This is a genomic window from Pseudomonas sp. GNP014 (assembly GCF_054344005.1).
The window spans coordinates 2,763,140-2,789,068 of record NZ_JBTGUS010000001.1 but is presented as its reverse complement, the minus strand read 5'-3'; the positions used below and the strand labels follow the sequence as shown (position 1 = coordinate 2,789,068).

At 60.4% G+C, this 25,929-nt stretch carries 28 protein-coding genes and 1 tRNA gene; 13 read left to right on the top strand and 16 right to left on the bottom strand.

Annotated features, from left to right (window positions below):
- Positions 1-52 precede the first annotated feature (52 nt).
- Positions 53-244 carry a YegP family protein gene (locus tag ACXX9E_RS12525; protein WP_123465490.1) on the top strand — a complete coding sequence of 64 codons (192 nt, stop codon included), beginning with the start codon at positions 53-55 and terminating at the stop codon, positions 242-244.
- A 241-nt stretch (positions 245-485) separates the two neighbouring features.
- Here the strand turns inward: ACXX9E_RS12525 and ACXX9E_RS12520 are convergent.
- From ACXX9E_RS12520 to dapA, 5 genes are all read right to left on the bottom strand, one after another.
- Positions 486-575 (bottom strand) — tRNA-Ser (locus ACXX9E_RS12520).
- 84 nt (positions 576-659) lie between these two features.
- Positions 660-1,373, bottom strand: a complete 714-nt coding sequence (gene purC, locus ACXX9E_RS12515; RefSeq protein WP_123465488.1) for a phosphoribosylaminoimidazolesuccinocarboxamide synthase — start codon at positions 1,371-1,373, stop codon at positions 660-662.
- A gap of 28 nt (positions 1,374-1,401) precedes the next feature.
- Positions 1,402-2,163: an MBL fold metallo-hydrolase gene (locus ACXX9E_RS12510; protein ID WP_123465486.1), complete on the bottom strand. Its 762-nt coding sequence runs from the start codon at positions 2,161-2,163 to the stop codon at positions 1,402-1,404.
- A gap of 4 nt (positions 2,164-2,167) precedes the next feature.
- Entirely contained in the window at positions 2,168-3,283 is a 1,116-nt protein-coding gene (gene bamC, locus ACXX9E_RS12505) for an NlpB/DapX family lipoprotein (protein WP_128614644.1), read from the bottom strand.
- Between the two features lie 17 nt (positions 3,284-3,300).
- Positions 3,301-4,179: a 4-hydroxy-tetrahydrodipicolinate synthase gene (gene dapA / locus ACXX9E_RS12500; protein WP_123465482.1), complete on the bottom strand. Its 879-nt coding sequence runs from the start codon at positions 4,177-4,179 to the stop codon at positions 3,301-3,303.
- 337 nt (positions 4,180-4,516) lie between these two features.
- Here dapA and ACXX9E_RS12495 point away from each other — a divergent pair, with 337 nt between their 5' ends.
- Both ACXX9E_RS12495 and ACXX9E_RS12490 read left to right on the top strand, forming a co-directional pair.
- The gene (locus ACXX9E_RS12495) at positions 4,517-5,077 is read left to right on the top strand and encodes a glycine cleavage system transcriptional repressor (RefSeq protein WP_186744597.1); all 561 of its coding nucleotides are present in this window, start codon (positions 4,517-4,519) and stop codon (positions 5,075-5,077) included.
- A gap of 10 nt (positions 5,078-5,087) precedes the next feature.
- Positions 5,088-5,561 (top strand): peroxiredoxin, encoded by a 474-nt coding sequence (locus ACXX9E_RS12490; RefSeq protein WP_123465475.1) that lies wholly within the window; start codon positions 5,088-5,090, stop codon positions 5,559-5,561.
- Positions 5,562-5,681: 120 nt separating this feature from the next.
- Here ACXX9E_RS12490 and ACXX9E_RS12485 read toward each other — a convergent pair whose 3' ends face one another.
- Both ACXX9E_RS12485 and ACXX9E_RS12480 read right to left on the bottom strand, forming a co-directional pair.
- Positions 5,682-6,752, bottom strand: a complete 1,071-nt coding sequence (locus ACXX9E_RS12485) for an AI-2E family transporter (RefSeq protein WP_128614645.1) — start codon at positions 6,750-6,752, stop codon at positions 5,682-5,684.
- A gap of 32 nt (positions 6,753-6,784) precedes the next feature.
- A complete protein-coding gene (locus tag ACXX9E_RS12480; protein ID WP_123465472.1) occupies positions 6,785-7,024 on the bottom strand; it encodes a sulfurtransferase TusA family protein in 240 nt (79 codons plus the stop codon).
- Between the two features lie 99 nt (positions 7,025-7,123).
- Between ACXX9E_RS12480 and ACXX9E_RS12475 the strand changes: the two genes are divergently transcribed.
- Positions 7,124-8,557: a M48 family metalloprotease gene (locus tag ACXX9E_RS12475; protein ID WP_123465470.1), complete on the top strand. Its 1,434-nt coding sequence runs from the start codon at positions 7,124-7,126 to the stop codon at positions 8,555-8,557.
- Between the two features lie 78 nt (positions 8,558-8,635).
- Here the strand turns inward: ACXX9E_RS12475 and ACXX9E_RS12470 are convergent, their stop codons facing one another.
- Positions 8,636-10,066 (bottom strand): DegQ family serine endoprotease, encoded by a 1,431-nt coding sequence (locus ACXX9E_RS12470; protein WP_123465468.1) that lies wholly within the window; start codon positions 10,064-10,066, stop codon positions 8,636-8,638.
- Between the two features lie 34 nt (positions 10,067-10,100).
- Between ACXX9E_RS12470 and ACXX9E_RS12465 the strand changes: the two genes are divergently transcribed.
- Positions 10,101-10,262 carry a hypothetical protein gene (locus ACXX9E_RS12465; RefSeq protein WP_177490577.1) on the top strand — a complete coding sequence of 54 codons (162 nt, stop codon included), beginning with the start codon at positions 10,101-10,103 and terminating at the stop codon, positions 10,260-10,262.
- An 11-nt stretch (positions 10,263-10,273) separates the two neighbouring features.
- Here the strand turns inward: ACXX9E_RS12465 and ACXX9E_RS12460 are convergent, their stop codons facing one another.
- Genes ACXX9E_RS12460 through rpoE form a run of 3 tightly spaced genes read right to left on the bottom strand, consistent with a single transcriptional unit; the run spans position 10,274 to position 12,447 of the window.
- Complete coding sequence (locus ACXX9E_RS12460; RefSeq protein ID WP_447807654.1) at positions 10,274-11,239, bottom strand: MucB/RseB C-terminal domain-containing protein; 966 nt, start codon at positions 11,237-11,239, stop codon at positions 10,274-10,276.
- Between the two features lie 8 nt (positions 11,240-11,247).
- The gene (locus ACXX9E_RS12455; protein ID WP_128615223.1) at positions 11,248-11,835 is read right to left on the bottom strand and encodes a sigma-E factor negative regulatory protein; all 588 of its coding nucleotides are present in this window, start codon (positions 11,833-11,835) and stop codon (positions 11,248-11,250) included.
- Between the two features lie 30 nt (positions 11,836-11,865).
- A complete protein-coding gene (gene rpoE, locus ACXX9E_RS12450; RefSeq protein ID WP_003172477.1) occupies positions 11,866-12,447 on the bottom strand; it encodes an RNA polymerase sigma factor RpoE/AlgU in 582 nt (193 codons plus the stop codon).
- A 557-nt stretch (positions 12,448-13,004) separates the two neighbouring features.
- Here rpoE and nadB point away from each other — a divergent pair.
- On the top strand, positions 13,005-14,621 hold the full coding sequence (gene nadB, locus ACXX9E_RS12445; RefSeq protein WP_123465463.1) for an L-aspartate oxidase: 1,617 nt from the start codon (positions 13,005-13,007) through the stop codon (positions 14,619-14,621).
- Here the strand turns inward: nadB and ACXX9E_RS12440 are convergent.
- Both ACXX9E_RS12440 and ACXX9E_RS12435 read right to left on the bottom strand, forming a co-directional pair.
- Positions 14,590-15,042, bottom strand: a complete 453-nt coding sequence (locus ACXX9E_RS12440) for a protein YgfX (RefSeq protein ID WP_128615222.1) — start codon at positions 15,040-15,042, stop codon at positions 14,590-14,592. The genes nadB and ACXX9E_RS12440 overlap by 32 nt on opposite strands.
- A complete protein-coding gene (locus ACXX9E_RS12435; protein ID WP_095049216.1) occupies positions 15,026-15,280 on the bottom strand; it encodes an FAD assembly factor SdhE in 255 nt (84 codons plus the stop codon). Before ACXX9E_RS12435 ends, ACXX9E_RS12440 begins: the two co-directional genes overlap by 17 nt.
- 150 nt (positions 15,281-15,430) lie before the next feature.
- On the opposite strand from ACXX9E_RS12435, the gene ygfZ reads away from it, so the two are divergent.
- Positions 15,431-16,372, top strand: a complete 942-nt coding sequence (gene ygfZ, locus ACXX9E_RS12430; RefSeq protein WP_458555486.1) for a CAF17-like 4Fe-4S cluster assembly/insertion protein YgfZ — start codon at positions 15,431-15,433, stop codon at positions 16,370-16,372.
- A gap of 36 nt (positions 16,373-16,408) precedes the next feature.
- Positions 16,409-17,230: an HDOD domain-containing protein gene (locus ACXX9E_RS12425; protein ID WP_123465457.1), complete on the top strand. Its 822-nt coding sequence runs from the start codon at positions 16,409-16,411 to the stop codon at positions 17,228-17,230.
- Positions 17,231-17,338: 108 nt separating this feature from the next.
- Here the strand turns inward: ACXX9E_RS12425 and tctE are convergent, their stop codons facing one another.
- Together tctE and tctD are read right to left on the bottom strand one after the other, a co-directional pair.
- Positions 17,339-18,724 (bottom strand): two-component system sensor histidine kinase TctE, encoded by a 1,386-nt coding sequence (tctE, locus tag ACXX9E_RS12420; RefSeq protein ID WP_123465455.1) that lies wholly within the window; start codon positions 18,722-18,724, stop codon positions 17,339-17,341.
- Positions 18,717-19,388: a two-component system response regulator TctD gene (gene tctD, locus ACXX9E_RS12415; protein ID WP_034153139.1), complete on the bottom strand. Its 672-nt coding sequence runs from the start codon at positions 19,386-19,388 to the stop codon at positions 18,717-18,719. The genes tctE and tctD overlap by 8 nt, the downstream gene beginning before the upstream one ends.
- Before the next feature lie 236 nt (positions 19,389-19,624).
- On the opposite strand from tctD, the gene ACXX9E_RS12410 reads away from it, so the two are divergent.
- The 5 genes from ACXX9E_RS12410 to ACXX9E_RS12390 are packed head-to-tail and all read left to right on the top strand — an operon-like array spanning position 19,625 to position 24,992.
- Positions 19,625-20,917 carry an OprD family porin gene (locus ACXX9E_RS12410; RefSeq protein WP_429541316.1) on the top strand — a complete coding sequence of 431 codons (1,293 nt, stop codon included), beginning with the start codon at positions 19,625-19,627 and terminating at the stop codon, positions 20,915-20,917.
- Between the two features lie 39 nt (positions 20,918-20,956).
- Positions 20,957-21,934 (top strand): Bug family tripartite tricarboxylate transporter substrate binding protein, encoded by a 978-nt coding sequence (locus ACXX9E_RS12405; RefSeq protein ID WP_458555485.1) that lies wholly within the window; start codon positions 20,957-20,959, stop codon positions 21,932-21,934.
- A gap of 56 nt (positions 21,935-21,990) precedes the next feature.
- Positions 21,991-22,449, top strand: a complete 459-nt coding sequence (locus ACXX9E_RS12400; protein WP_128615219.1) for a tripartite tricarboxylate transporter TctB family protein — start codon at positions 21,991-21,993, stop codon at positions 22,447-22,449.
- Between the two features lies 1 nt (position 22,450).
- Positions 22,451-23,965, top strand: a complete 1,515-nt coding sequence (locus ACXX9E_RS12395; RefSeq protein WP_458555484.1) for a tripartite tricarboxylate transporter permease — start codon at positions 22,451-22,453, stop codon at positions 23,963-23,965.
- A complete protein-coding gene (locus tag ACXX9E_RS12390) occupies positions 23,958-24,992 on the top strand; it encodes an AbrB family transcriptional regulator (protein ID WP_186744582.1) in 1,035 nt (344 codons plus the stop codon). Before ACXX9E_RS12395 ends, ACXX9E_RS12390 begins: the two co-directional genes overlap by 8 nt.
- Positions 24,993-25,118: 126 nt before the next feature.
- Here the strand turns inward: ACXX9E_RS12390 and ung are convergent, their stop codons facing one another.
- Positions 25,119-25,811 (bottom strand): uracil-DNA glycosylase, encoded by a 693-nt coding sequence (gene ung / locus ACXX9E_RS12385; RefSeq protein ID WP_458555483.1) that lies wholly within the window; start codon positions 25,809-25,811, stop codon positions 25,119-25,121.
- Between the last annotated feature and the right edge of the window lie 118 nt (positions 25,812-25,929).

The window sequence follows — 25,929 nt, the reverse complement described above, 5'->3', positions numbered from 1 at the left end:
GTCGATGCGCCACACAGGCTGGCGCACACGTCTATCGCATGGAGCGAACTGAATGTATTTCGAGATTTACAGGCAATCCAGAGGCACCCCGAGCACCGGCAAAGGGCAATGGCGCTGGAGGCTAAGGGCGGGAAACCACGAGACCATCGCCAGTGGCGAGTCTTATGTGAACAAGGCGGATTGCTTGCATGTGATCGAATTGATCAAAGCAGCGCGAGGGGAAACACCGATAAAGGAGATTTAAGCGCACAACGGTACGCCTGACTTGATTAAACGCGAACAGGCGCCCTCGCGGTCATGACTGTCTGATGCAGGTGTAAGTAAACGCCTGCAAAACAACAAAGCCCCGCTGGTTTGATTCAGCGGGGCTTTGTTCCGGCTCTGCAGAGATTGGAACAGGCAAGACCTGGTCACGCGTTGCCAGATTGATCGCAGGAAACAAAAAAGCCCCGCAGCTTCTCAGCTACGGGGCTTTTTCTATGTAATGGCGGAGAGATAGGGATTCGAACCCTAGGTACCGGTGAAGGTACAACGGATTTCGAATCCGTCCCATTCGGCCACTCTGGCATCTCTCCAACGGCGCGCATCATAACAACACTTTCGCTGGTTGCGAACCCCCCAAACGAAATTTTTTCCGTGCTATCAGATGCTTGCGTCGATTAAAGCGGTACACCCAGACGATTGGCGACTTCTTCGTAGGCTTCGATGACGTCACCGAGGCCCTGACGGAAGCGGTCCTTGTCCATCTTCTTCTTGGTGTCCTTGTCCCACAGACGGCAGCCGTCCGGGCTGAACTCGTCGCCCAGGACGATCGAGCCGTCGCTGAACACGCCGAACTCAAGCTTGAAGTCGACCAGCAGCAGGCCGGCGTCATCGAACAGTTTGCTCAGGACTTCGTTGACCTTGAGCGACAGTTCTTTCATGCGCGCCAGTTGTTCGGTGGTGCCCCAGCCGAATGCCACGACGTGGGATTCGTTGATGAACGGGTCGCCCTTGGCGTCGTCCTTCAGGAACAGTTCGAAGGTGTAAGGGTTGAGCTTCATGCCCTCTTCAACGCCCAGGCGCTTGACCAGGCTGCCGGCGGCATAGTTACGCACAACGCACTCGACCGGAATCATGTCGAGCTTCTTCACCAGGCACTCGTTGTCGCCCAGCAGCTTGTCGAATTGGGTCGGAATGCCGGCCGCTTCGAGTTTCTGCATGATGAAGGCGTTGAACTTGTTGTTCACCATGCCTTTGCGGTCGAGCTGCTCAATACGCTTGCCGTCGAACGCCGAGGTGTCGTTGCGAAACAGCAGGATCAAGCGGTCAGCGTCGTCGGTTTTGTAAACCGATTTGGCTTTGCCGCGGTAGAGTTCTTCACGTTTTTCCATGATGGGCTCCGCTTGCTAAGTAGGTGGGCTAGGCGATGTGGCGCCAGTCGAGCCCTGAATCTTGATCGGCCAGTTGCAGCCAGTCCGGATCGCACCCGAGGGTGTCGACAAAACATTGCCGGGCCAGTTGCGGCAGGTTGTTCTTGCTGCTCAGATGGGCCAGGACCAGGTGTTGCAGGCCCTGCCAGCCCAACTCGGCCACCAGGAATGCCGCCTGATGGTTGTTCAAATGTCCCAGCTCGCCGCCCACCCGCTGCTTGAGAAAGTACGGATAGTGACCACGGGCCAGCATGTCGCGGCAATGGTTGGACTCGATCATCAACGCATCGAGATCCCGATAACCGTCCAACACCCGCTCGCAGTAGGAACCCAGGTCGGTCAGCAGGCCGAAGCGCCGCTGCTGTTGATCACTGAAGACGTACTGGGTCGGTTCCTGCGCATCATGGGCCACGGCAATGACCCCGATGTTCAGAGCACCGATCTGCAGTTGCTCGCCGCCGGCCAGATAGCCTGCGGGTTCAATCGGTTTGCGCATCCCGCGCAGTGTGCCGCGACTGAGGTAGACCGGCAGATTGTAGCGCCGAGACAGTAAACCCACGCCATGCACGTGGTCGGCATGTTCGTGGGTCACAAGTATCGCGCTCAGTTGCGCCGGGTGCACACCCAGGCGCAACAGGCGTTTTTCGGTTTCCCGCAGGGAAAAACCACAATCCACCAGCACATACGTATCAGCACTGGCGATCAGCGTGCCGTTCCCTTGGCTACCGCTGCCGAGAACGGCAAAACGCATGTGATCAGCCCAGATTGTCCTGAATCACGCTCAACACTTTGCGCGCCACGTCAGCCGGTGCGACGGTGTTGATGTTTTTCTCGACGGTCACCTGAATGCTCTCGCCAACCTTGCTCAGGCGAACCTGATAGCGCTCGGCGCGGGCTTCCACTTCTTCCTTGCTCGGCGCACTGCCGAACAGGCTGCTGAAGAAACCAGGCTTTTCGTCTTTCTTCTCGGCTTTTTCGGCCAGGTTGATGTAGTACAGGCCCAGGCTGCGGTTGATGTCTTCAACGCGCCATTCACCCTGTTCCAGTGCACGGCCGACGCTCGACCAGGCACGGTCCAGATCGGTACCGACGTTCAACACCGGGTTACCGCTGCCGTCTTCGCTGAGGCTGACACGGCTCGGCGTATCGAAGTCACGGGAAGCAAGCATCGACACGGAACCGCCCTTCTCGGAGATACGGCTCATGCTCGCCAGCATGTCGTCGACCAGCGCTGCGTCCAGGCCAGTGTTGACCGAACGGTTGGTGAAGGCAACGTCGGCGGTGCTGCCGGCAGGACGCTCGGCGCTGACCACGTAGATTTCGCTGGTGTTGCGCTGCACACCTGGCTCGATACGCACACGAACGCGGGTTTCGCTGTCGCTGGCGATACCGGCCGCGCTCAGGCGCTTGGCCATGGAGGCGGACAGTTCATCGGAATGCTGCCAGGTGGTGGTGAATTCACCGGTTTGCGGACGCTGTTCATCCAGACGGAAACCGTTGTCCTGGAAGAACTGCACAGCCACTGGCCAGACTTCGGCCGGCGGATGCTGTGCCACGACCCAACGTGAGTCACCGCTCTTCTGCAGCGAGTAATCGCTGGCATCGGCAACGGCCGACAACGGTTGAGGACGTGGAACGATGTACTCACCCTTGGCAGTGTCGTCAGCGACGTTGCGCGGGATCGGCAACAGCGGATCCAGACGTTTGGAGGTGCTGACATCCGGTGGCAGTTGCATCGGTGCAGTCTGTTGCGCTTGCAGGTAATCGCTTCCACGGTCGCGGAAATAACCTTCCGGCCCCCAGACCCATCCACAGCCGCTGGTGCTGGAGATAATCAAGGCAAGTGCGGAAAGTCCGGCCATTCGCTTCATGCGTTGTACTTCCTCAATTAAACCAGGACGCTGCACTGGCGCAGGGCCGAGCGAAGCGTTTCATGACAAGGTGCGCTCAGCCAGGTCAGCGGCAGGCGGATGCCTTCGTGCATCAGGCCCATTTCAACCAGAGCCCACTTGACCGGAATCGGGTTGGCTTCGATGAACAGGTCTTTGTGCAGCGGCATCAGTTTTTCGTTGATGGCCCGTGCGGTGTCGGCGTCGCCCTTGAGCGCGGCCTCACACAGGTCGGCCATTTCGCGCGGAGCGACGTTGGCAGTTACCGAGATGTTGCCTTTGCCGCCCAGCAGGATCAGTTCGACGGCGGTCGGATCATCGCCGGACAGCACGATGAAGTCCTTGCTCACGCCGTCGATGATGGCCTTGGCGCGCTTGAGGTCACCGGTGGCTTCCTTGATGCCGACGATGTTCGGCACGCTGGACAGGCGAATCACGGTCTCGGCCTGCATGTCGCAGGAGGTGCGGCCGGGAACGTTGTAGAGAATCTGCGGAATGTCGACCGCTTCAGCGATGTGCTTGAAGTGCTGGTACAGACCTTCCTGAGTCGGCTTGTTGTAGTAAGGAACAACCAGCAGGCAGGCATCGGCGCCGGCTTCCTTGGCGTTGCGGGTCAGTTCGACGGCTTCGCGGGTGGAGTTGGCGCCAGTACCGGCGATGACCGGAATGCGCCCGGCAACCTGTTTGACCACGGCTTTGATCACGGCGATGTGTTCTTCTACATCAAGGGTTGCCGACTCGCCGGTAGTACCGACCGCGACAATGGCATGGGTGCCGTTCTTGAGATGGAAGTCCACGAGTTTGCTGAGGCTGTCCCAGTCCAGACGCCCTTGTGCATCCATGGGAGTGACCAGTGCCACCATACTGCCCGCAATCATGAAACCGCTCCTGCCGGAAAAAGAGAGCGGTAATGGTACTGGCGCCAAGATGCTTGCACAAGCGAAGTACTGCGCTGCCGCCATTCCCCTTGGCGTCGCTTTTCGCTACCCTTCAGACTTTGATCGGTACTGATCAGCTTGTACGCCGGGTTCCAGCCTCCCTTTTCGGCCTCCCAGGCCCCGTTCCTGCGTCGCATCGACGCGCTCCCGCTATAGTGGAGCGAGCCGCGAGCGCTGGCCGGGCCTTTTGAACGGACAGCCTGAACAGGCACGCAGGCTCGCTCCGACGACCAACGCCCGTCAACCTACCGACCGCTCATCGCTTTAGGAATGCTGCATGTCCACCCCCACAGTTCGCGAACAATTCCTTGTCATCAGTGCCCTTGGCGCCAACCCCATGGAGCTGACTAACGTCCTGTGTCGCGCCAGCCATGAAAATCGCTGCGCCGTCGTCACCTCCCGCCTGACCCGCCACGGCGAGTGCAGTGCGCTGGTGCTGGAGATTACCGGTAGCTGGGACGCGCTGGCCCGCCTCGAAGGCAGCCTGCCGGTGCTGGCCAAACGGCACGCTTTCACCGTCAACGTGGTGCGCAGTGCGGCGCTGGAAAACCGCCCGCAAGCGTTGCCGTACGTGGCTTATGTCAGCTCGGCGTATCGCCCTGACATCATCAATGAGCTGTGCCAGTTCTTCATGGATCACAACGTCGAGCTGGAAAACCTGACCTGCGACACGTATCAGGCCCCCCAGACCGGCGGCACCATGCTCAACGCCACGTTCACCGTGACGCTGCCGGCCGGCACACAGATCAGCTGGCTGCGTGATCAGTTCCTCGACTTCGCCGACGCGATGAACCTGGATGCGCTGATCGAACCCTGGCGCCCACAAAACCCAATGTAAGGAAGCTTTCATGGCCGTTGTCATCGACCAACCGGTTACGGATTTCGAAGCCCCTGCCACCAGCGGGCAGACCGTCAGCCTGTCTGCCCTGAAAGGCAAGCAAGTGGTGATCTACTTTTACCCGAAAGACAGCACTCCGGGCTGCACCACTGAAGGCCAGGGTTTTCGTGATCAGTACGCGGCATTCCAGGCAGCCAACACGGAAATTTTCGGTATCTCCCGCGACAGCCTGAAGTCCCACGAAAACTTCAAGTGCAAGCAGGCGTTTCCGTTCGAGCTGATCAGCGACAAGGACGAAGCCGTTTGCCAGCTGTTCGACGTGATCAAGTTGAAGAAGCTGTACGGCAAGGAATACCTGGGCGTTGATCGCAGCACGTTCCTGATCGACAAGAACGGTGTACTGCGCCAGGAATGGCGCGGCGTGAAAGTGCCGGGGCATGTGGATGCGGTGCTGGCGGCGGCTCAGGATTTGAATAAAGCCTGATGTTTTGGCGTCGCTCTCACTGACGCCATCGCTGGCAAGCCGGCCCCCACAGGTTTTGTATGCGCCTGAAACCCTGTGGGAGCTGGCTTGCCAGCGATGAGACCCCACGCCTCAGCCCGATTACAGCAAAGGTGCCACCACCGGTTCCTTGCGCGGCCAGGCATCAAGCACAGCCTTGAACAGCGTCGCCAGCGGGATCGCAAAGAACACCCCCCAAAAGCCCCACAGCCCGCCAAACAACAGCACTGCACAAATGATCGCCACCGGGTGCAGGTTGACCGCCTCCGAAAACAGCAGCGGCACCAGCACGTTGCCGTCCAGCGTCTGAATGATCCCGTAGACCGCCATCAGATAGATGAACTGATCGCTCCAGCCCCACTGGAACAAGGCGATCAACAGCACGGGCACCGTCACCACCACAGCGCCGACATAAGGCACCACCACCGAGACACCCACCAACAACGCCAGCAGCGCCGCGTAATTGAGCCCCAGCGCAACGAAGCCGATGTAAGTCACGCCACCGCAAATCACGATTTCGATCACCTTGCCGCGAATGTAGTTGGCGATCTGCCGGTTCATTTCCTGCGCGACCCGGGTGATCAGCGCGCGCTCGCGGGGCAAATAGCCGCGCACCCACTCGCCGATCATCGACCGGTCCTTGAGGAAGAAGAACACCAGGATCGGCACCAGCACCAGATAGATCATGATGTTGACCAGCAGCGGCAGGCTCGATAGCGAAAACGTCAGCGCCCATTGCCCGAATTTGCCGATCTCGCCACGCGCCGCTTCGATGGCCTGCAGCACCTGCTCATCGGAGACCAGATGCGGGTACCGCTCTGGCAGCAGCAGGAGCAACGATTGCCACTTGGCAAGCATGCCCGGCAGTTCGTTGAACAGCGTGATCACCTGATGCCAGAGCAACGGCAGCACCACGACGATAAACAGCATCAGCACGCCCATGAACAGCGCAAATACCAGCCCCACCGCCGCACCACCCGGCACCCGCAGTCGCTCGAGCGTCACCACCAGGCCCTGCATCAGATAAGCGAGCACCATCCCGGCCAACACCGGGGCCAGCATTCCGCCGAGGGTGAGCACAGCCGTGAAGGCGAGAATCAACAGCACCGCCAGCACCACCGCCTCTTCATCGGAAAAGTAGCGCTGAATCCAGTCGCGTAACACTTTGAACATCAATATTCCTCAGGGGTTTTACGCTGTCGGTTTCAGGCTTTCTTCAACCAGTAACGGTAAACACCGGCGTCGTCTTCTTCGCGCAGCAGCGCATGACCGGCCAAGCGGGCGAAGGTGCGGAAATCGCGTTGCGAGCCCGCATCCGTGGCGATCACCTTGAGCACCGCACCGCTCGGGAGCTTGTTGAGTTCCATTTTTGCCTTGAGCAACGGCAACGGACAATTAAGGCCACTGGCGTCCAGTTCCACGTCATGGGCTACAGCGTCAGTCATTGCGTCACTCCGGATCAGGTCATTCGAGCTGCCTAGAATATCTGGTCGCAAGCCCGGTGTCCGGCTACAGTAAGGTCTTTGTCTTCTAAGGCTTTGTGCATGACTTTTCTGCGCCCTACCCTGCTGACGCTCGCTTGCCTGCTCGCCTCACCGGGCTTTGCCGACGATCTGCCGTCACTTGGCGACGCCAGTTCTGCCATTGTCTCGCCGCAACAGGAATACCAGCTCGGTCGGGCCTGGCTGGCCATGCTGCGCAGCCAGGTTGCACAGCTCAACGATCCGCAGCTCAAGGACTACGTCGAATCCAGCGTCTACAAGCTGGTGGAAACCAGTCAGGTCACCGACCGCCGCCTTGAATTCATTCTGATCAACAGCCCGCAACTCAACGCCTTCGCGGCACCGGGCGGCGTGGTCGGGGTCAACGGCGGCCTGTTCCTCAATGCACAGACCGAAGGTGAATACGCTTCGGTACTGGCCCACGAGCTGGCTCACTTGTCGCAACGTCACTTTGCCCGCGGCGTCGAGGCGTCCCAGCGGATGCAAGTGCCGATGATGGCTGCCCTGCTGGCCGGGATCGTCATCGCCGCAGCCGGCGGCGGTGACGCCGGCATCGCGACCATCGCCGGCACCCAGGCGGCGGCGATTCAGTCACAACGCACATTTTCCCGTCAGAACGAACAGGAAGCCGACCGCATCGGCATCCTCAATCTGGAAAAGGCCGGGTACGACCCGCGCTCGATGCCGACCATGTTCGAACGCCTGATGCGCCAGTATCGCTTCGACGCCAAGCCGCCGGAGTTCCTGCTGACTCACCCGGTCACCGAGTCGCGGATCGCCGACACCCGCAACCGTGCCGAACAGGCCAAACCCGGCGGCATCGAAGACAGCCTGCGCTATCAACTGATCCGCGCGCGCGTGCAACTGATCTACGAAGAAACCCCGGGGCTGAGTGCCAAACGCTTCCGTGCACAACTGGATGAGAACCCGAAGAACAACGTCGCACGCTACGGTCTGGCAATCGCCCAGATCAAGGGCGGCCAGTTGAACGAGGCTCGGGAGAATCTCAAGCCACTGCTGGCAGCGGCGCCGAACGAAATCATCTACAACCTTGCGCAGGTCGATCTGGACATCACCAATAATCGCCTGGCAGATGCGCAATCGCGGGTGGACCGGATGCTCACGCAGTATCCGGGCAACTATCCACTGAATCAGGTGCGCGTGGATCTACTGCTCAAGCAGAACCGCACAGCCGATGCCGAGAAGGCCCTGGAAGGCTTGCTCAAGTCGCGCCCGGATGATCCGGACGTCTGGTATCAGGTCGCTGAAACCCGGGGCTTGTCAGGCAACATCATCGGTTTGCATCAGGCGCGCGCCGAGTACTTCGCACTGGTCGGCGATTACCGTCAGGCGATCCAGCAACTGGATTTTGCCAAGCGCAAGGCAGGCAGCAACTTCCCGCTGTCGTCGCGTATCGATGCCCGCCAGCGCGAGCTGATGGAGCAGGAGCGCATGATCAAGGACATGATGGGCTGATTCTGTCTTTCGGCAAAAAGCTTCAGGCATAAAAAACCGCCTCTTTCGAGGCGGTTTGTTTTTGCCTTCGGCGCTGAATTATTCAGCCAGCTTGAAGGTGATGAAGCTCGCGCGACCTTGACGCAGAACCCGCATCGACACCGAACGGTTCTTCGGCAGTGCCTTGGCGATGTCGGCGAACTCCTTGGTGGAGCCGATGGCCTGGTTGTTCAGGTGAGTGATCACGTCACCCGGCTGCAGACCGATCAGGGCCGCAGGACCATCCTGCACCTCCTTGATCACCACACCACCTTTAAGGTCGTAGGTTTTCTTCTGCTCGGCGGTCAGCTCGCCTACCGAAACACCAAGGCGATTGCTGGTGCTTTCAGTGCCCGACTTCGGCAGCGCGTCCAGCGCCTTGTCTTCGTCCGGAATCGCACCCACCGTCAGCTCGACGTTCTTGCGTTTGCCTTCACGAATCACTTCAAGATTGGCTTTCGCGCCCGCCTTCAGTGCGCCGACCAGATGCGGCAGGTCAGCGGACATGACAATCGGCTGGCCGTTCATGCTCAGAATCACGTCGCCGACTTGCAGACCGCCCTTGGCCGCCGGACCGTCATCCTGGATCTGTGCCACCAGCGCACCGGCCGGCTTTTCCAGACCGAACGACTCGGCCAGATCCTTGTTCACTTCCTGAATGACCACACCAAGCCAACCGCGGCTGACCTTGCCACCGCTCTTCAACTGGTTGGACACATCCATCGCCACGTCGATCGGAATGGCGAACGACACGCCCATGAAGCCACCGGAACGGGTGTAGATCTGCGAGTTGATCCCGACCACTTCACCATTCAGGTTGAACAGCGGACCACCGGAGTTACCCGGGTTGATCGGCACGTCGGTCTGGATGAACGGCACGTAGTTTTCGTTCGGCAGGCTACGGCCCACGGCGCTGACGATGCCTTGGGTGACGGTGTGGTCGAAGCCGAACGGCGAACCGATGGCAACGACCCACTGGCCGGCTTTCAGGTCCTGGGATTTGCCAAGCTTCAGCACTGGCAGATCCTTGCCTTCGATTTTCAGCAGCGCCACGTCGGAACGTGGGTCGGTGCCGATCAGTTTGGCTTTCATTTCACTGCGGTCGGCGAGACGGACGAGGATTTCGTCGGCATCGGCGATCACGTGATTGTTGGTCAGAATGTAGCCATCCGGAGAGATGATGAAGCCCGAACCCAACGATTGCGCCTCACGCTGACGATCACCACGCGGCGAGCGCTGTTGAGGCGGCATGCCACGTTCGAAGAACTCGCGCAGCATCGGCGGCAAGCCTTCCAGGTCTGGCATCTGCTGGTTGACCTTGCGATCCGGCAGTTTCTGCGTGGTACTGATGTTCACCACGGCTGGCGAAGCTTGTTCGACCAATTGGGTGAAGTCAGGCAGATCGGCTGCTTGCGCAGCAGGTACGGCCTGACCGAGCAACAGCACGGTGGCGAAAATGGAGAGATAAGATTTCAAACTTGGTATCGACATACAGCTCCCGTTACGACGAGCAGGGTTAAGCGATATGGAGCAAGGAACACCGGAAACCACCGACCGGCATTTTTGTTCCGGGAACAACAAACAAGGCCAGAGCCGTGAGGCTCTGACCTATAAAAAATTTTCAGGTGTTTTGCAAATGAAAATGCTCAGCAAACATTTCTACGTCTCGGCGACGAAGTGGGAATGACTGGAATCAGCTCACTGCTTGCTGGTTGCAGTGCCATCATTGTTACGCATCGACAGCGCAATTCGTTCGGCTGTGCCAATAGGAATCTCGCCCACCACCGTCACCATCATTTCGCCTTGTGGCGTCGTCAGGCGGCGGGACACGGCAACGGTCGGGCCCAATTGCGTACGGGTATCGGTGACCGTAGCGCCATTCAAAGGCTCGAGGAAAACCGAGAAACGCGCCAGACCGTCGTCATACAGCAAGCTGTTGACCTGGGTCTTGGTTTCCGGATCCTTGTGCGACGTGCTGCTGGTCAGTTCGAAGCCCGGTGGCAACCAGTCGGAATGCCAGACCTGAGCGGTCTTCATGGCTGAAGCCTTGTCACTGTCCAGCGTGACTGGCTTGCAGTCGGCGTCAGCCAGCAAATCCTTGTCCGAAGGGACTTCGTCGGTATTGAGGCTGGTGAACTGGAATCGCTCCAGCAACTGCCCCTTGTCGTTCAGCAGCAACGACTTGAGCGGCAGGCCGGTCTGTTTGTCCAGATGCAGTTCGAAGCCGTAGCGATGCTGATCGCGAGGCGTCAGCGATACGATCACTGCGTCCCGCCCGGCCACGCGCGATTTGCCAATGACGGCAAGGTCATACCAGTTTTTCAGCTTCTGGGGATCGAGAGAACGAGCAGTAGAGTTTGGAGAATCTCCCAACCCCGCAATCAGGGTGCCGCTGACGCATTGAGTATGTCCATCAATGCGCACGACTTCCTGTGCCGAACCGTCGAGCTGGAGCAAACGCTCGCGTACCTGGCCATTCTGGACACGATGCCAGATGTTGTGGGTAGAAAAACTACCATTGCGCTCGTAAACGAAGGTGCCGTGAAAGCTTTGCCGCTGCTCGGCCTGGCCCAGCCGGGTCAACCAGTCCTGGGCCTCATCAGCGTGGGCTGGAACAATGAACCAGCCACTGAGCAGAAGCGAAAGTAGAGGTATGGCGCGCATGATCCTCCTTAACGGTTTTCCAGGCTTGCGGCACGCGCATAAGGCAGTGCGCTTTCAGTACCTTTCAGTGCAGCCTGCTGAGCGTGCTGACGCAGATAGCCTGGCAGACGCTGGTCATGCCAGCCTGGCTGACCTTGCAATACGCCATTGGCCATTGGGCCAGTCGCTTCGGAACTCTCACTGTAGCCTGCCAGAACAGCCGGGCCTTTTACCTGTGGAGTGGCCAGGGTTGGCTGATTGGATTGCTGAGCCAGTTCGGCACCAGCGATTTCGTCCTGGTTGTACAGACGTACACCCGCCAGCACGGCAACGGTCACCGAGGCTGCAACAGCCAGACGACCAAGGCTGCGCCATGGGCTGCGGGATACTTTGGCCGGAGCCGTTTCGTCTTCCAGCGCAGCAGACACTGCCGCAGCGATATCCAGACGTGGAAGCAGCAAATCCTTGTGCATGGCTGCCCGAGCGATCTGGTAACGAGCCCAGGTCTCACGGGTATCCACATCATCCAGTGCATTGAGCACTCGACGCAATTCCAGTTCGTCCGCTTCGTTATCCATCACTGCGGACAGCGATTCCTGCAGGGCTTCACGACTCATGGCGTTCCTCTCTTGGCTGTCGCCGCTGTCTCAGTTTTCCTGCAACAACGGCTGCAGGGCTTTATCGATGGCCTCCCGAGCGCGGAAAATCCGGGAGCGCACGGTACCCACCGGGCATTGCATGACGCTCGCAATGTCCTCGTAACTCAGACCATCGAATTCACGTAAAGTTAAAGCCGTACGCAAATCCTCTGGCAGTTGCTGAATGGTTCGATGGACGGTGCCTTCGATCTCATCCCGCAGCAGTGCTCGTTCTGGTGATTCGAGATCCTTGAGGCCGTGATCGCCATCGTAGAACTCTGCATCTTCGGAACTGACATCGCTATCCGGCGGCCGGCGGCCGCGTGAAACCAGGTAATTCTTCGCCGTGTTAATGGCAATACGGTACAGCCACGTATAAAACGCACTGTCGCCGCGAAAGTTTCCAAGTGCTCGATACGCCTTGATAAAGGCTTCCTGAGCCACGTCCTGGGCTTCATGGGTGTCGTGCACGAAACGCACGATCAACCCGAGAATTTTGTGCTGATACTTCAGCACCAGCAGATCGAAAGCTCGCTTGTCGCCACGCTGAACGCGCTCGACCAGCTGCTGATCCTCTTCCTGGGTTAGCATGAACACTCCTCGATAAGCCCGGAGGAGGCTTGCACAACTAAACGACCAGACTTGCAAACATAGACTCGGGCTTTTCGCAAAAGTTCTCCCCCTCCAAGCAAGTTTCCTGCGGGCTCTGATTTGGCACGCACGAAAAACGCAGCTCGGGATAAACCGGCTGCGCGAATAATCTTGTCATCGGTTTCGCCGGCAGGAATCTAACTGCAGATTCCGCACTGAAGCCGACACGTCCCTTGTTTCTGGCACCGACTATTGATCTTGGGCCTTTGGCAAAAGTTCCAATTATTTATAGCCGGACCGATCCGACATTGGGCAACCCTGCGCTGAAAAATCCTGTTTCAACGCCGATACAGTCGTCTTTTCGCGAACCCGGCGAAAAAAACTTCCGACGAAGCACCCGGCTTTTTTCGTCACAGTAGTTTCACAATGCCATATCGGCGCGGCTATTGTGCCGCCCCACCCCTCTATATACTAGTGGGCTGTGTGGCTGCCTTGACTCGCCGACCCAGCTGTCTTGCGCCAACCCCGATCCGGGTCGCTTTGAGCGGAATCCTGAAATGAGCCAACAGTTCCAACACGATGTTCTGGTCATTGGCAGCGGTGCTGCCGGTTTGAGTCTCGCGCTGACCCTGCCGGGTCATTTGCGCATTGCCGTATTGAGCAAGGGCGATCTCGCCAACGGTTCAACCTATTGGGCCCAGGGTGGCGTCGCCGCCGTGCTCGACGATACCGATACTGTCGAATCCCACGTTGATGACACCCTCAATGCCGGCGGCGGTCTGTGCCATGAAGACGCCGTCCGGTTCACTGTCGAGCACAGCCGTGAAGCGATCCAGTGGCTGATCGACCAAGGCGTGCCGTTCACCCGCGATGAACAGTCCGGCACCGAAGACGGCGGATTCGAATTCCACCTGACCCGCGAAGGCGGCCACAGCCATCGGCGCATCATCCACGCGGCCGACGCGACCGGTGCAGCCATTTTCAAAACCCTGCTGGCCCAGGCGAGGGAACGTTCCAACATCGAATTGCTCGAGCAGCGGGTTGCCGTCGATCTGATCACCAAGCGCCGTCTGGGACTGGATGGCGACCGTTGCCTGGGTGCCTACGTGCTCAACCGGGCCACCGGCGAGGTCGATACCTACGGCGCCCGCTTCGTGATCCTCGCCTCGGGGGGCGCCGCCAAGGTCTACCTCTATACCAGCAACCCCGATGGCGCCTGCGGGGATGGCATTGCCATGGCCTGGCGTTCCGGCTGCCGGGTGGCGAACCTGGAATTCAACCAGTTCCACCCCACCTGCCTGTATCACCCGCAGGCCAAGAGTTTTCTGATCACCGAGGCCTTGCGTGGCGAAGGCGCGCATTTGAAATTACCGAACGGCGAGCGCTTCATGCACCGCTTCGACAAGCGCGCCGAACTGGCTCCACGGGACATCGTCGCCCGGGCCATCGACCATGAAATGAAGCGCCTGGGTATCGACTGCGTCTACCTCGACATCAGCCACAAGCCCGAAGCCTTCATCAAGAGCCACTTCCCGACCGTCTACGAGCGCTGCCTCGGCTTCGGCATCGACATGACGAAGCAGCCGATCCCCGTCGTACCCGCCGCGCACTACACCTGCGGCGGGGTGATGGTCGACCAGAATGGCCGCACCGACGTCACGGGCCTGTACGCCATTGGCGAAACCAGCTTCACCGGTTTGCACGGTGCCAACCGCATGGCCAGCAACTCGCTGCTCGAATGTTTCGTGTATGCGCGCTCGGCTGCAGCCGACATCGTTGCGCAACTGGATGATGTCGCCGCGCCAAGCGCCCTGCCCGTGTGGGACGCCAGCCAGGTGACCGATTCGGATGAGGACGTGATCATCGCGCACAACTGGGACGAATTGCGGCGGTTCATGTGGGACTACGTCGGTATCGTGCGCACCAACAAGCGCCTGCAACGGGCTCAGCACCGTGTGCGCCTGCTGCTGGACGAAATCGACGAGTTCTACAGCAATTACAAAGTCAGCCGCGACCTGATCGAGCTGCGCAACCTGGCCCAGGTCGCCGAACTGATGATCAGCTCAGCGATGGAGCGCAAGGAAAGTCGCGGCCTGCATTACACCCTCGACTATCCCGACCTGCTGCCCGAGGCGCTCGACACTATTCTGGTGCCGCCCACCTACGTCGGCTGAACTTGAGCCGGACCCGCAGGCGTCGGTGCAAGTCCGCCGCCTGCGAGTCACGCGGTACGCAGACCGATCTGACCCGCCACTCCCCACGCAAACGAAAGCGCAGCACCACGATCAGTGGCAGCGCCAGGCTGTCCGGGCGCAGTTGGACAGCCTGCCAGCCATCGGCCTGATTCCACAGTTGCCAGCCATCGGCATCCCGACGCAACCCTCGAAACGCCCTTGGATGGCTCAGCAGAATCTGCCTTGGCAGCACCCGAAAAGCGTGCGCAAGACAGGCGAAAGCCCCGAGCACACTGGCCCAGAGCGGAATCGAAAGCAGAAACAAGGCACCCAGTGCGAACGCCTGGGCCGACAGATACACCGCCAGCAACTGCCTTGAGGCGTGCCAGCGGCATTCGAACGAGTTACTTGGGCTGAACACGGTCCAGAATCATGCGAACCATGCGCTGCAGCTCAGGATCTTCAGACTCGCTGCGCTCCATGAACCAGCCGAACATGTCCTGATCCTCACACTCCAGCAGGCGAACGTACAATGCGCGATCGACCTCGTTCAGATCGGCATAAACCTCTTTCACGAACGGCACCAGCAACACGTCTAGCTCAAGCATGCCGCGGCGGCTGTGCCAAAAGAGGCGATTCAGTTCAACTTGTTCGACCATGGGGCCCTCCTCAAATTTGCCGGCAAGTATACAGGCCCGGCGCGGGCCGCACAGTCGGCTTTGGTCGGGCACCACCGATCCTTTATCAACTACCCATTTCAACAACGCGCCCTTATGATGTGCCCCAGTCTATTTACCCTGCGATGACCCATGGCCGATTCTGCTTTTTTCTGCACCCTGTCTCATGAAGGCGTTCTCGCGGTTCGCGGCGCGGATGCCGGAAAATTCCTGCAAGGCCAACTGACCTGCAATATCAATTACCTGAGCGACACCCGGGCCAGCCTCGGCGCCCGCTGCACGCAGAAAGGCCGGATGCAGTCGAGCTTCCGCATCCTGCTCGAGGGTGACGGCGTGGTGCTGGCGATGGCCAGCGAGCTGCTGGAGCCGCAACTGGCGGACCTGAAAAAGTACGCGGTGTTCTCCAAATCGAAACTCACCGACGAAAGCGCGGCCTGGGTGCGCTTTGGCCTGGAGCATGGCGATACCGCCCTGACCAGCCTCGGCCTCGATCTGCCAGCCGAAACCGACAGCGTCGTGCGCAACGAAGGATTGATCGCCATTCGCGTCTCGCCGCAGCGCGCCGAACTCTGGGCGCCGGCCGATCAGGCCGATGCGAGCAAAGCCAGACTGGCCGCAGCCCTGCCCGAAGCCGGGCTGAATCAATGGCTGCTGGGCCAGATCCGCGCCGGTATCGGACAGGTCATGTCGACCACCCGCGAGCTGTTCATTCCGCAAATGCTCAACCTGCAAGCCGTCGGCGGCGTAAGTTTCAAGAAAGGCTGCTACACCGGCCAGGAAATCGTCGCGCGCATGCAGTACCTGGGCAAACTCAAGCGCCGTCTGTATCGACTGAGCCTCGACACTGCCCAATTGCCAGAGCCTGGCACCCCGCTGTTCGCACCGAGCCACAACAGCTCCATCGGTGAAGTGGTGCTGGCTGCCCACGCCGGGCTAAACATTGAACTACTGGCGGTGCTGCAGGCCGAAGCTGCCGAAGCGGGCGACCTGCATGTGGGCAGCCTCGAAGGGCCCGCCCTGCATTTGCTCGATTTGCCCTACGAACTGGATCGCGACCGCGAAATCCAGCGCTGATCGCAGCGTTTGGTTGCAACACCCTAGAGAGTCTAAATGAGCGAACTGGCGGAAAAGGTCCAACAGGATTTGGTTGAGGCCATCGATAACGATGACCTGGTTCTGCCAACGTTGCCGGAAGTGGCCCTGCAGATTCGCAAGGCCGCTGAAGACCCGGAAATCAGCGTCAGCGACCTGAGCAAAGTGATCGGCCGAGACACGGCGCTGTCGGCGCGCCTGATCAAAGTGGTCAACAGCCCCCTGCTGCGGGCTGCACAGGAAGTCACCGACCTGCACACCGCCATTACCCGCCTGGGTATCAACTACAGCAGCAACCTGGCAATCGGGCTGGTGATGGAGCAAATCTTCCACGCCCGTTCCGAGGTGGTTGAACAGAAGATGCGTGAAGTCTGGCGCAAGAGTCTGGAGATCGCCGGTGTCAGCTACGCGCTGTGTCGGCGCTACACCCAGCTCAAGCCCGATCAGGCCGCGTTGGGCGGGCTGGTGCATCAGATCGGCGTACTGCCGATTCTGACCTACGCCGAAGACCATTACGAACTGCTGTCAGACCCTGTCAGCCTCAACCATGTGATTGATCACATTCACCCGCTGCTGGGCGACAAGTTGCTGCGTGTCTGGGAGTTTCCGGAACGGCTGGTGGAACTGCCGGGGCGCTATCAGGACTTCAAGCGCGATTCGACGACCATCGACTATGTCGATCTGGTGCAAGTGGCGAGCCTGTACTGCCACAAGGACACCGACCATCCGTTTGGGCGGATTGATCCGCTCAGCGTTCCGGCATTTCGCAAGTTGGGGATTGATCCGGAGAACGAGGCGCTGTGCGCGGATCTGGAAGAATCGCGGACGATGTTTTACTGATCCGAAACCGAGACGCTCCCTTCGCGAGCAAACCCGCGCCCACAGGAGACAGCATTCGTCTGTGGGAGCCGGCTGGCTCGCGAAGAAGTCATGACAAACCACGGCAACTCAGCCGGCAATAAAACTGACCCGCACTTTAAGCCCCGCCTGCTCGCCATCATGTAGCGTGATCTGCGCCAGGTGCGCGCGACAGATTTCCCCGACAATCGCCAGCCCCAGCCCTGAACCGGCCACCTGCTGATTGCGCCGGTAGAAGCGCTCGAACACTCGATCGCGCTCCTGCAGCGGGATCCCCGGTCCGTCATCCTCGACCTCAAGCACCGCTGGCGCCGTCACCCGCAAAATCACATTACCGCCCGGCGGCGTGTGGGCCAGTGCGTTGTCCACCAGATTGCTCAGCAATTCATTCAGCAGCGTCGGCTCACCGCGCAGCCACACCGGTTCATCCGCTTCCAGCGCCAGCGCCACCCCGCGTTTGTGCGCCAGCGGTGCCATGGCCATGCCCAACTCACGGGCCAACTGGCTCAGATCGAGCAACTGCGCACCGCCCTCGGCAATCGCCCGCGCGCCGTTTTCGACACGCGCCAGCGACAGCAATTGATTGGCCAGATGGGTCAGACGGTCAGTGCTTTGCGCTGACGACTCCAGCGTGCTGTGCCAGGTTTGCGGATCATTCGAGCGCAGGCCCAGTTCCAGCCGCGCCTTCAACGCCGCCAGCGGCGTGCGCAATTCGTGGGCGGCATCGGCGATAAACTGCGCCTGCCGTTCGAACTGGCCCCGCAGGCGCTCGGTGAAATGATTGAGGCCGCGCACCAGCGGCCACAGTTCATGCTGCACTTCCACCAATGGCAACGGACGTAAATCGTCGGGTTGGCGCTCCTCCACCGCGGTGCGCAAACGCTCCAGTGGACGCAACGCGGCACTGACCGCAAACCACACCAACAGCAACGCACCGATCGCCAGCATGCCCAGGCGCAACAAAGTGTCGGCCGCCAGACTGCGGGCCATGCTGACCCGGGCTTCGTCGGTTTCGGCCACGCGGATTTCCGCCATGCCGTTCATGTTCGGCTCGGTGACCGCTTTCAACAGGCTGACCACACGCACGTTCTGTCCGCGGTAGGTCGCGTTGTAGAAGCGCGCCAGAGCCGGATAATCATCGGTTCTGGGGGTGCCGGGCGGCGGGCCTGGCAGGTTTTCATAACCGGAAATCAGCTTCTGATGGATGTCATTGACCTGGTAGTAAATCCGCCCGGCGCTGTCGTAAGCAAACGTGTCGAGCGCCACGTAAGGCACATCGGCACTCAGGGTGCCGTCGCGTTGCGACAAGCCCGCCGCGATAGTCCGCGCCGAAGCCAGTAACGTGCGGTCATACGCTGTGTCGGCGGCTTCGCGACCATTCCAGTAAGCACTCAAGCCGCTGGCGAGCATCAGCACCACCAGCAGCAACGCGAGGTTCCACAGTAACCGCCAGCGCAGGCTGCTGGGCTTATGCATCGCGGCTTTCCAGCAAGTAGCCGAGGCCACGGAAGGTCACGATAGCCACCGGTTGGCCGTCGAGTTTCTTGCGCAACCGGTGCACGTAGATTTCGATGGCATCGGGGCTGGCCTCTTCATCAAGGCCAAACACCTGCGCGGCCAATTGTTCCTTGCTCATCACCCTGCCCGGCCGGGCGATCAGGGCCTCCAGCACGGCCTGCTCGCGGGAGGTCAGCGTGAGCAACTCTTCGCCGAGGGTGAACCGCCGGGTGTCGAGGTCATAGGCCAGCACACCGCAGCGCTGTTGCCGCTCGCCGCCGAGCACACTGCGCCGCAACAGGGCTTTGACCCGCGCTTCCAGTTCCGTCAGTTCGAACGGTTTGGCCAGGTAATCGTCAGCGCCTAGATTCAACCCGTGCACGCGATCCTTCACATCGCTGCGCGCCGTCAGCATCAGCACCGGCAGATTTTTCCCGCGTGCCCGCAAACGCGCCAGCACTTCAAAACCGTCCATGCGTGGCAGGCCGACATCAAGGATCGCGACCGCGTATTCCTCGCTGCCCAGCGCCAGATCGGCGGCCACGCCATCGTGCAACACATCCACGGTCAGACCGGTGCTCTTGAGCGCCTGAGCGACACTTTCGGCCAGTTGCAGATGGTCTTCGACGAGCAGAACACGCATGGTTTTTTACCTCGTTCAGGGATGGCCGACGCCACGCTTTGCCGCGGAGTTTACAGCCGCCACCGCCGCTGTGAAGCCCGAAAACCGTGAAAGCCAGCTGAAAGGTTAGTGAAAGGTTAGCCCGTTAGAGTCGTGCTACGGACAGTCTCGACTGCCGTCGCTGATGCCACACAGCGCAAAGAAAAACGCCACGAAGCGTTTTCGACCAATAAGAACAATAAACGGAGTACACCCGCATGCAGTCCGTGCAGCCTCAGGCGTCCACGCCTGTTCGCCCTTCCCGCTTCAGCCACGTCACCCTCGCCAGTGCCGCCGCCCTCGCCGGTTTTTCGCCGCTGAGCTACGCCGACTTTATCGAAGACAGTTCCGCCACTTTCGAAACCCGCAACATGTACTTCAACCGCGACTTTCGCGACGGCACCAGTGCCCAGCAAAGCAAGCGGGATGAATGGGCACAAGGGTTCATGCTCAACCTGCAGTCGGGTTACACCGACGGCACCGTGGGGTTCGGTGTCGATGCGTTGGGCATGCTGGGCGTCAAACTCGATTCGAGCCCGGACCGCACCGGCACCGGCCTGCTGCCGACCCATGATGACGGGCGCGCCGCCAACGAATACTCCAAGGTCGGCCTGACCGGGAAAATGAAAATCTCTGCCACTGAACTGAAAGTCGGCAGCCTGATTCCTGAGCTGCCGATCCTCAAACCGAACGACGGGCGCATCCTGCCGCAGACCTTTGAAGGCGGCCTGCTGACCTCTAAAGAAATCAAGAACCTGACGTTCACCGGTGGCCGCCTGGAAAAAGCCAAGGACCGTGACAGCACCGACTTCGAGGACATTGCCCTCAACAACAAGAACAGCCGCTTCGCCGGCACTGCGGTCGGCAAACATTTCGATTTTGGCGGCGTCGATTACAAGTTCACCGACAAGATCACCGGCAGTTACCACTTCGCCCAACTCGACGAAGTCTACAACCAGCACTTCTTCGGCCTGGTCGCCTCGCGTCCGATGGGCCCCGGTACGTTTGCCACCGACCTGCGCTTTGCGGTCAGCGATGATCAGGGCGCGGCCCGTGGCGGCAAGATCGACAACCGCTCGCTCAACGGTCTGGTCAGCTACGCCCTGAGTGGCCACAAATTCAGCGCCGGCTACCAGCACATGTCCGGCGACAGCGCTTTCCCGTATGTCGATGGCAGCGACCCGTACCTGGTCAACTTCGTGCAGATCAACGACTTCGCCGGCGCTGAAGAACGCTCCTGGCAGGCGCGCTACGACTTTGACTTCGCCAAACTCGGCATTCCTGGCCTGAGCTTCATGAGTCGTTACCTGAGCGGTGACAACATCAAGCTCAAGAACGGCGAAGAAGGCAAAGAGTGGGAGCGCAATACCGAGATCAAATACGTAGTACAAAGCGGCGCCTTGAAGGATGTCGCCGTGCGTTTGCGTAATGCCACCTACCGCTCCAACTACTCCGCTCGCGATGCAGACGAAGTGCGTTTGCTGGTGAGCTATAGCGTTGCCCTTTGGTAATTCAGTACGTCCATAACAACAACTCCCAAGGAGACATAGATGAACTTATCACTGCGTAAAGTTGCTCTAGCCGCTGGCGTCATGCTGTTCGCCGGCCAACTCATGGCCGAACCGAAACGTCCGGAATGCATCGCCCCGGCCTCCCCCGGCGGTGGTTTCGACCTGACCTGCAAACTGGCGCAGAGCGCGCTGGTCAACGAAAAACTGCTGACCAAACCAATGCGCGTGACCTACATGCCCGGCGGTGTCGGCGCGGTGGCGTACAACGCCGTGGTCGCCCAGCGTCCGGCCGACGCCGGCACACTGGTGGCGTGGTCCAGCGGCTCGTTGCTCAACCTGGCGCAGGGCAAGTTCGGTCGTTTCGATGAAACCAACGTGCGCTGGCTGGCAGCGGTCGGCACCAGCTACGGCGCCATCGCGGTCAAAAGCGATTCGCCCTACAAGACCCTCGACGATCTCGTTCAGGCCCTGAAGAAAGATCCAAGCTCGGTGGTGATCGGTTCCGGCGGCACCGTCGGCAGCCAGGACTGGATGCAAACCGCACTGATCGCCAAGGCTGCCGGGATCAACCCGCGCGACCTGCGTTACGTCGCGCTCGAAGGCGGCGGCGAAATCGCCACCGCCCTGCTCGGCGGTCACATTCAAGTCGGCAGTACCGACATCTCCGACTCCATGCCGCACATCCAGAGCGGCGACATGCGCCTGCTCGCGGTGTTTGCCGACAAGCGCCTCGACGAGCCGGAAATGAAGGACATTCCGACCGCTCGCGAGCAAGGCTACGACATCGTCTGGCCAGTGGTGCGCGGTTTCTACCTCGGGCCGAAAGTCAGCGACGAAGACTACGCCTGGTGGAAAGCCGCGTTCGACAAACTGCTGGCCTCCGAGGATTTCGCCAAGCTGCGCGATCAGCGTGAACTGTTCCCGTTCGCCATGACCGGCCCGGAACTGGACACCTACGTGAAGAAGCAGGTCGCGGACTACAAAGTGCTGGCCAAAGAGTTCGGCCTGATCCAGTGATCGCCTCTGTCTAGCGGCTGCGTTCCCGGTTGCGGGGACGCGGCACAGGAGCTCCCATGCTTATTCAACGCATTTTCGCCTCGGTGCTGTTGCTGGTCTGTGCCGGCCTGGCCCTGATGGCGTGGCCGTACCAAGCGGCCTTTTCCTACGAACCGGTGGGCCCGCGCGCCTTCCCCCTGCTGATGCTCGGCCTGATGGGATTGGCGCTGCTGTACATGGTGTTCCGCCCGGCACCGATCAAACACAGCGAAGACGAGCCGCCTCTGGATCGCGAAACCCTGACCAAGATCGCGATCTGCGTCGTCCTGCTGCTGGTGTTCGCCGGCACGTTCGAACCGCTGGGTTTCATCATCGCCAGCATCATCACCGGTGTTCCGATGGCTCGCCTGTACGGCGGCCGCTGGGTACCGAGCGTGGTGATCATCAGCCTGATGGCCATCGGTCTTTACTTGCTGTTCGACCGTTTGATGGACGTTCCGCTGCCCCTTGGCCTGCTCAGCGTTCTGGAGAACTGATATGGATACTCTTGGCTATTTGGGTCAGGGTTTCGGCGTCGCGCTGAGCCCATACAACCTGGTGACCGCGCTGTGCGGCACGCTGATCGGCACCGTCGTCGGCCTGTTGCCGGGCCTGGGCCCGATCAACGGCGTGGCGTTGCTGATCCCGATCGCATTTGCCCTCGGCCTGCCACCGGAATCGGCACTGATCCTGCTGGCGGCGGTGTACCTGGGCTGCGAATACGGCGGCCGGATCAGTTCGATCCTGCTTAACATTCCGGGCGAAGCCTCCACCGTGATGACCACCCTCGACGGCTACCCGATGGCCCGCAAAGGCCTGGCCGGTGTGGCGCTGTCACTGTCGGCGTGGAGTTCGTTCATTGGCGCGTTCATCGCCACCTGCGGCATGGTCCTCTTCGCACCGTTGCTGGCGAAATGGGCGATTGCTTTTGGCCCGGCGGAATATTTTGTGCTGATGGTGTTCGCGATCGTCTGTCTCGGCGGCATGGCCGGTGACCGTCCGCTGAAAACATTCATTGCGGCGTTGATCGGTCTGTTCCTGTCAACGGTCGGCATTGATGCCAACAGCGGCGTGTACCGCTTTACCGGCGACAACATTCACCTGACCGACGGCATTCAGTTCGTGGTGCTGGTGTTGGGCCTGTTCTCGATCAGCGAAATTCTCCTGCTGCTGGAAAAAACCCACCACGGCCAGGAAGCGGTGAAAGCCACCGGCCGGATGATGTTCAACTTCAAGGAAGCGGCGTCGGTGTTCACAGTCAACGTCCGTTGCGGCGTGCTGGGTTTCATCATGGGCGTGTTGCCGGGTGCCGGCGCGACGCTCGCCAGTGCCGTGGCCTATATGACCGAGAAACGTCTGGCCGGCGCCAGCGGCAAGTTCGGTGAAGGGGATGCCCGTGGCCTCGCCGCGCCGGAAACCGCGATCGGCGGCGCAGCCTGCGGTGCGCTGGTGCCGATGCTGACCCTCGGCGTTCCCGGCTCAGGTACCACGGCGGTGATGATCGGCGCCCTGTCGCTGTACAACATCACCCCGGGCCCGCTGCTGTTCCAGCAACAACCGGACATCGTCTGGGGCCTGATCGCGTCGCTGTTCATTGCCAACATCATGCTGGTGATCCTCAACATCCCGATGATCCGCATCTTCACCCGCATTCTCGCCGTGCCGAACTGGGCTCTGGTGCCGGTCATCGCGATCATCACCGGGATCGGCGTCTACGCGGTGCACGCCACCACGTTCGACCTGTTCCTGATGATCGGTATCGGCATCTTCGGCTACATCCTGCGCAAGCTGGACTTCCCGCTGTCGCCGCTACTGCTGGGGTTCATCCTTGGCGAACTGATGGAGCAGAACCTGCGTCGCGCCCTGTCGATCTCCAACGGTGCGCTGGAAATCCTCTGGTCGAGCCCGATCACCGTCGGTTGCTGGGTGTTGACGGGGATCATGCTGTTGATGCCGATCATCCGTATCTGGCGCAAGCGTGCGGCTGCGCAACGCGCCATTGCCGATGTTTGATCGCTCCGCGCTCAAATCCTGGTGGGGCACCCCGCTGGTCGGTCTGCTCGGCGGTTATCTCGCCAGTCAGATCGGCTGGCCGCTACCTTGGATGGTCGGCTCGTTGCTGGCGATCATCCTGGTGCGCTGCCTGACGCCCTGGCAGCTCACGGAAATCCCTGGGGGCCGCAAGTGCGGCCAGTGGATCGTCGGCATCGGTATCGGCCTGCACTTCACCCCGGTGGTGATGGAGCAGGTACTCAGTCATTTCGGTTTGATCTTCTTCGGCGCGCTGGTCACGAGTCTGTCGGCGGTGGTCGGCGTCTGGCTGATGCGCCGCACCGGCGAAGATCGCGCCACGGCATTCTTCTCCAGCATGCCCGGCGGTTCCGGGGAGATGGTCAACCTCGGCGCGCGCAATGGCGCGATGCTCAGCCATGTCGCGGCGGGGCAGAGTCTGCGGGTACTGGTGGTGGTGCTGTGTGTGCCGGCCGCGTTCAAGTACCTGCTCGGCGATGGCACGCCGATCGCTCACGCCGGCAGCGTCGACTGGCGCTGGCTGGCGATTCTGTTCCCGGCAGGCGCCCTGCTCGCGTGGCTCTGGCAACGTCTGCGTCAACCCAACCCGTGGCTGTTCGGGCCGTTGCTGGTGAGTGCGGCGGTGAGTATTGGCTGGGACCTGCACATCGGTTTGCCCAATGGCGGCAGTCAGATTGGCCAGTGGCTGATCGGCAGCGGTCTGGGTTGCCACTTCAACCGGCAGTTCTTCCGCCGTGCACCGTCGTTCATGGGCCGTACCTTGATCGGCACGGCACTGACCATGTTGATCGCCACGTTGGCCGCATTGGGCCTGAGTGCGCTGACCCACCTGGATCTGCGCTCGCTGACCCTGGGCATGATGCCCGGCGGCATTGCCGAAATGAGCCTGACGGCGGAAACCCTGCAACTGTCGGTGCCGCTGGTGACGGCGATGCAGGTGATGCGGCTGTTATTTGTGCTGTTTCTGGCGGAGCCGTTGTTCAAGTATTGGAACCGTAATCCCGAGTAGCACCGAGTCGACTTCATCGCTGGCAAGCCAGCTCCCACAGGTTCTTGTGGCTGCCACAGACTATGGGCACCCCCCCAAAAACCTGTGGGAGCTGGCTTGCCAGCGATGGGGCCCTTCAGACCGCCATCAGATCGGAGGAAGCCGCCACTCGATCGGCGTCTCGCCATTCTGCTCAAGAAACTTGTTGGTCCGGCTGAAGTGCCCGCAGCCCAGGAAGCCACGATACGCCGACAACGGCGACGGATGCACCGACGTCAGTACCAGATGTTTGGTTGCATCAATCAGCTTCTGCTTGCTCTGCGCATGGGCGCCCCAGAGCATGAACACCAGATGCGGCTGGCGCTCGCTGACCAGTTCAATGATCCGGTCGGTGAAAAACTGCCAGCCCTTGTCCTTGTGCGCATTGGCGTTGGCACGCTCGACGGTCATGGTGGTGTTGAGCATCAACACGCCCTGATCGGCCCAGCTCTGCAGGTAACCGTGGTTGGGGATGTCGATGTTCAGGTCGCGTTTCAACTCTTTATAGATGTTGACCAGCGACGGTGGCGCCGGCACGCCCGGTTGCACCGAGAAGCACAAGCCGTGGGCCTGACCCGGGCCGTGATACGGGTCCTGGCCGAGGATCACCACTTTGACTTTATCCAGCGGCGTCGAATTCAGCGCATTGAAAATCAGCGGTCCCGGCGGATAGATCTCCTTGCCGGCCGCCCGCTCCTGCTGCAGGAAGTTGCGCAACTCTGCCATGTAAGGCTGGTCGAATTCAGCACGCAGTGCCTCCTTCCAGCTCGGTTCGAGTTTGATACGGTCGTCAGCAGTCATGGTCATACCCGGCAAAAACAATGGGGCGAACCCTAGGAAAGCCGACCACGCTTGTCAATTGATCTGACGCAGATCCGGCACTTTCCCACACAACGATCATACTGATCGTTCAAATTCC

Excerpts from the sequence above, each read along its gene's own strand:
- ACXX9E_RS12490 (WP_123465475.1), top strand. The coding sequence starts at position 5,088 with ATGGCCGTTGTCATCGACCAACCGGTTACGGATTTCGAAGCCCCTGCC.
- nadB (WP_123465463.1), top strand. The coding sequence starts at position 13,005 with ATGAGCCAACAGTTCCAACACGATGTTCTGGTCATTGGCAGCGGTGCT.
- ACXX9E_RS12400 (WP_128615219.1), top strand. The coding sequence starts at position 21,991 with ATGCTTATTCAACGCATTTTCGCCTCGGTGCTGTTGCTGGTCTGTGCC.
- ACXX9E_RS12425 (WP_123465457.1), top strand. The coding sequence starts at position 16,409 with ATGAGCGAACTGGCGGAAAAGGTCCAACAGGATTTGGTTGAGGCCATC.
- rpoE (WP_003172477.1), bottom strand. The coding sequence starts at position 12,447 with ATGCTAACCCAGGAAGAGGATCAGCAGCTGGTCGAGCGCGTTCAGCGT.
- tctD (WP_034153139.1), bottom strand. The coding sequence starts at position 19,388 with ATGCGTGTTCTGCTCGTCGAAGACCATCTGCAACTGGCCGAAAGTGTC.
- bamC (WP_128614644.1), bottom strand. The coding sequence starts at position 3,283 with ATGAAGCGAATGGCCGGACTTTCCGCACTTGCCTTGATTATCTCCAGC.
- ACXX9E_RS12475 (WP_123465470.1), top strand. The coding sequence starts at position 7,124 with ATGACTTTTCTGCGCCCTACCCTGCTGACGCTCGCTTGCCTGCTCGCC.
- ACXX9E_RS12455 (WP_128615223.1), bottom strand. The coding sequence starts at position 11,835 with ATGAGTCGTGAAGCCCTGCAGGAATCGCTGTCCGCAGTGATGGATAAC.
- ACXX9E_RS12405 (WP_458555485.1), top strand. The coding sequence starts at position 20,957 with ATGAACTTATCACTGCGTAAAGTTGCTCTAGCCGCTGGCGTCATGCTG.
- ACXX9E_RS12470 (WP_123465468.1), bottom strand. The coding sequence starts at position 10,066 with ATGTCGATACCAAGTTTGAAATCTTATCTCTCCATTTTCGCCACCGTG.
- ACXX9E_RS12410 (WP_429541316.1), top strand. The coding sequence starts at position 19,625 with ATGCAGTCCGTGCAGCCTCAGGCGTCCACGCCTGTTCGCCCTTCCCGC.
- ACXX9E_RS12525 (WP_123465490.1), top strand. The coding sequence starts at position 53 with ATGTATTTCGAGATTTACAGGCAATCCAGAGGCACCCCGAGCACCGGC.
- ACXX9E_RS12480 (WP_123465472.1), bottom strand. The coding sequence starts at position 7,024 with ATGACTGACGCTGTAGCCCATGACGTGGAACTGGACGCCAGTGGCCTT.
- ygfZ (WP_458555486.1), top strand. The coding sequence starts at position 15,431 with ATGGCCGATTCTGCTTTTTTCTGCACCCTGTCTCATGAAGGCGTTCTC.
- ACXX9E_RS12465 (WP_177490577.1), top strand. The coding sequence starts at position 10,101 with ATGGAGCAAGGAACACCGGAAACCACCGACCGGCATTTTTGTTCCGGG.
- ACXX9E_RS12435 (WP_095049216.1), bottom strand. The coding sequence starts at position 15,280 with ATGGTCGAACAAGTTGAACTGAATCGCCTCTTTTGGCACAGCCGCCGC.
- ACXX9E_RS12390 (WP_186744582.1), top strand. The coding sequence starts at position 23,958 with ATGTTTGATCGCTCCGCGCTCAAATCCTGGTGGGGCACCCCGCTGGTC.
- ACXX9E_RS12510 (WP_123465486.1), bottom strand. The coding sequence starts at position 2,163 with ATGCGTTTTGCCGTTCTCGGCAGCGGTAGCCAAGGGAACGGCACGCTG.
- purC (WP_123465488.1), bottom strand. The coding sequence starts at position 1,373 with ATGGAAAAACGTGAAGAACTCTACCGCGGCAAAGCCAAATCGGTTTAC.
- ACXX9E_RS12460 (WP_447807654.1), bottom strand. The coding sequence starts at position 11,239 with ATGCGCGCCATACCTCTACTTTCGCTTCTGCTCAGTGGCTGGTTCATT.
- ACXX9E_RS12485 (WP_128614645.1), bottom strand. The coding sequence starts at position 6,752 with ATGTTCAAAGTGTTACGCGACTGGATTCAGCGCTACTTTTCCGATGAA.
- ACXX9E_RS12495 (WP_186744597.1), top strand. The coding sequence starts at position 4,517 with ATGTCCACCCCCACAGTTCGCGAACAATTCCTTGTCATCAGTGCCCTT.
- dapA (WP_123465482.1), bottom strand. The coding sequence starts at position 4,179 with ATGATTGCGGGCAGTATGGTGGCACTGGTCACTCCCATGGATGCACAA.
- tctE (WP_123465455.1), bottom strand. The coding sequence starts at position 18,724 with ATGCATAAGCCCAGCAGCCTGCGCTGGCGGTTACTGTGGAACCTCGCG.
- ung (WP_458555483.1), bottom strand. The coding sequence starts at position 25,811 with ATGACTGCTGACGACCGTATCAAACTCGAACCGAGCTGGAAGGAGGCA.
- ACXX9E_RS12395 (WP_458555484.1), top strand. The coding sequence starts at position 22,451 with ATGGATACTCTTGGCTATTTGGGTCAGGGTTTCGGCGTCGCGCTGAGC.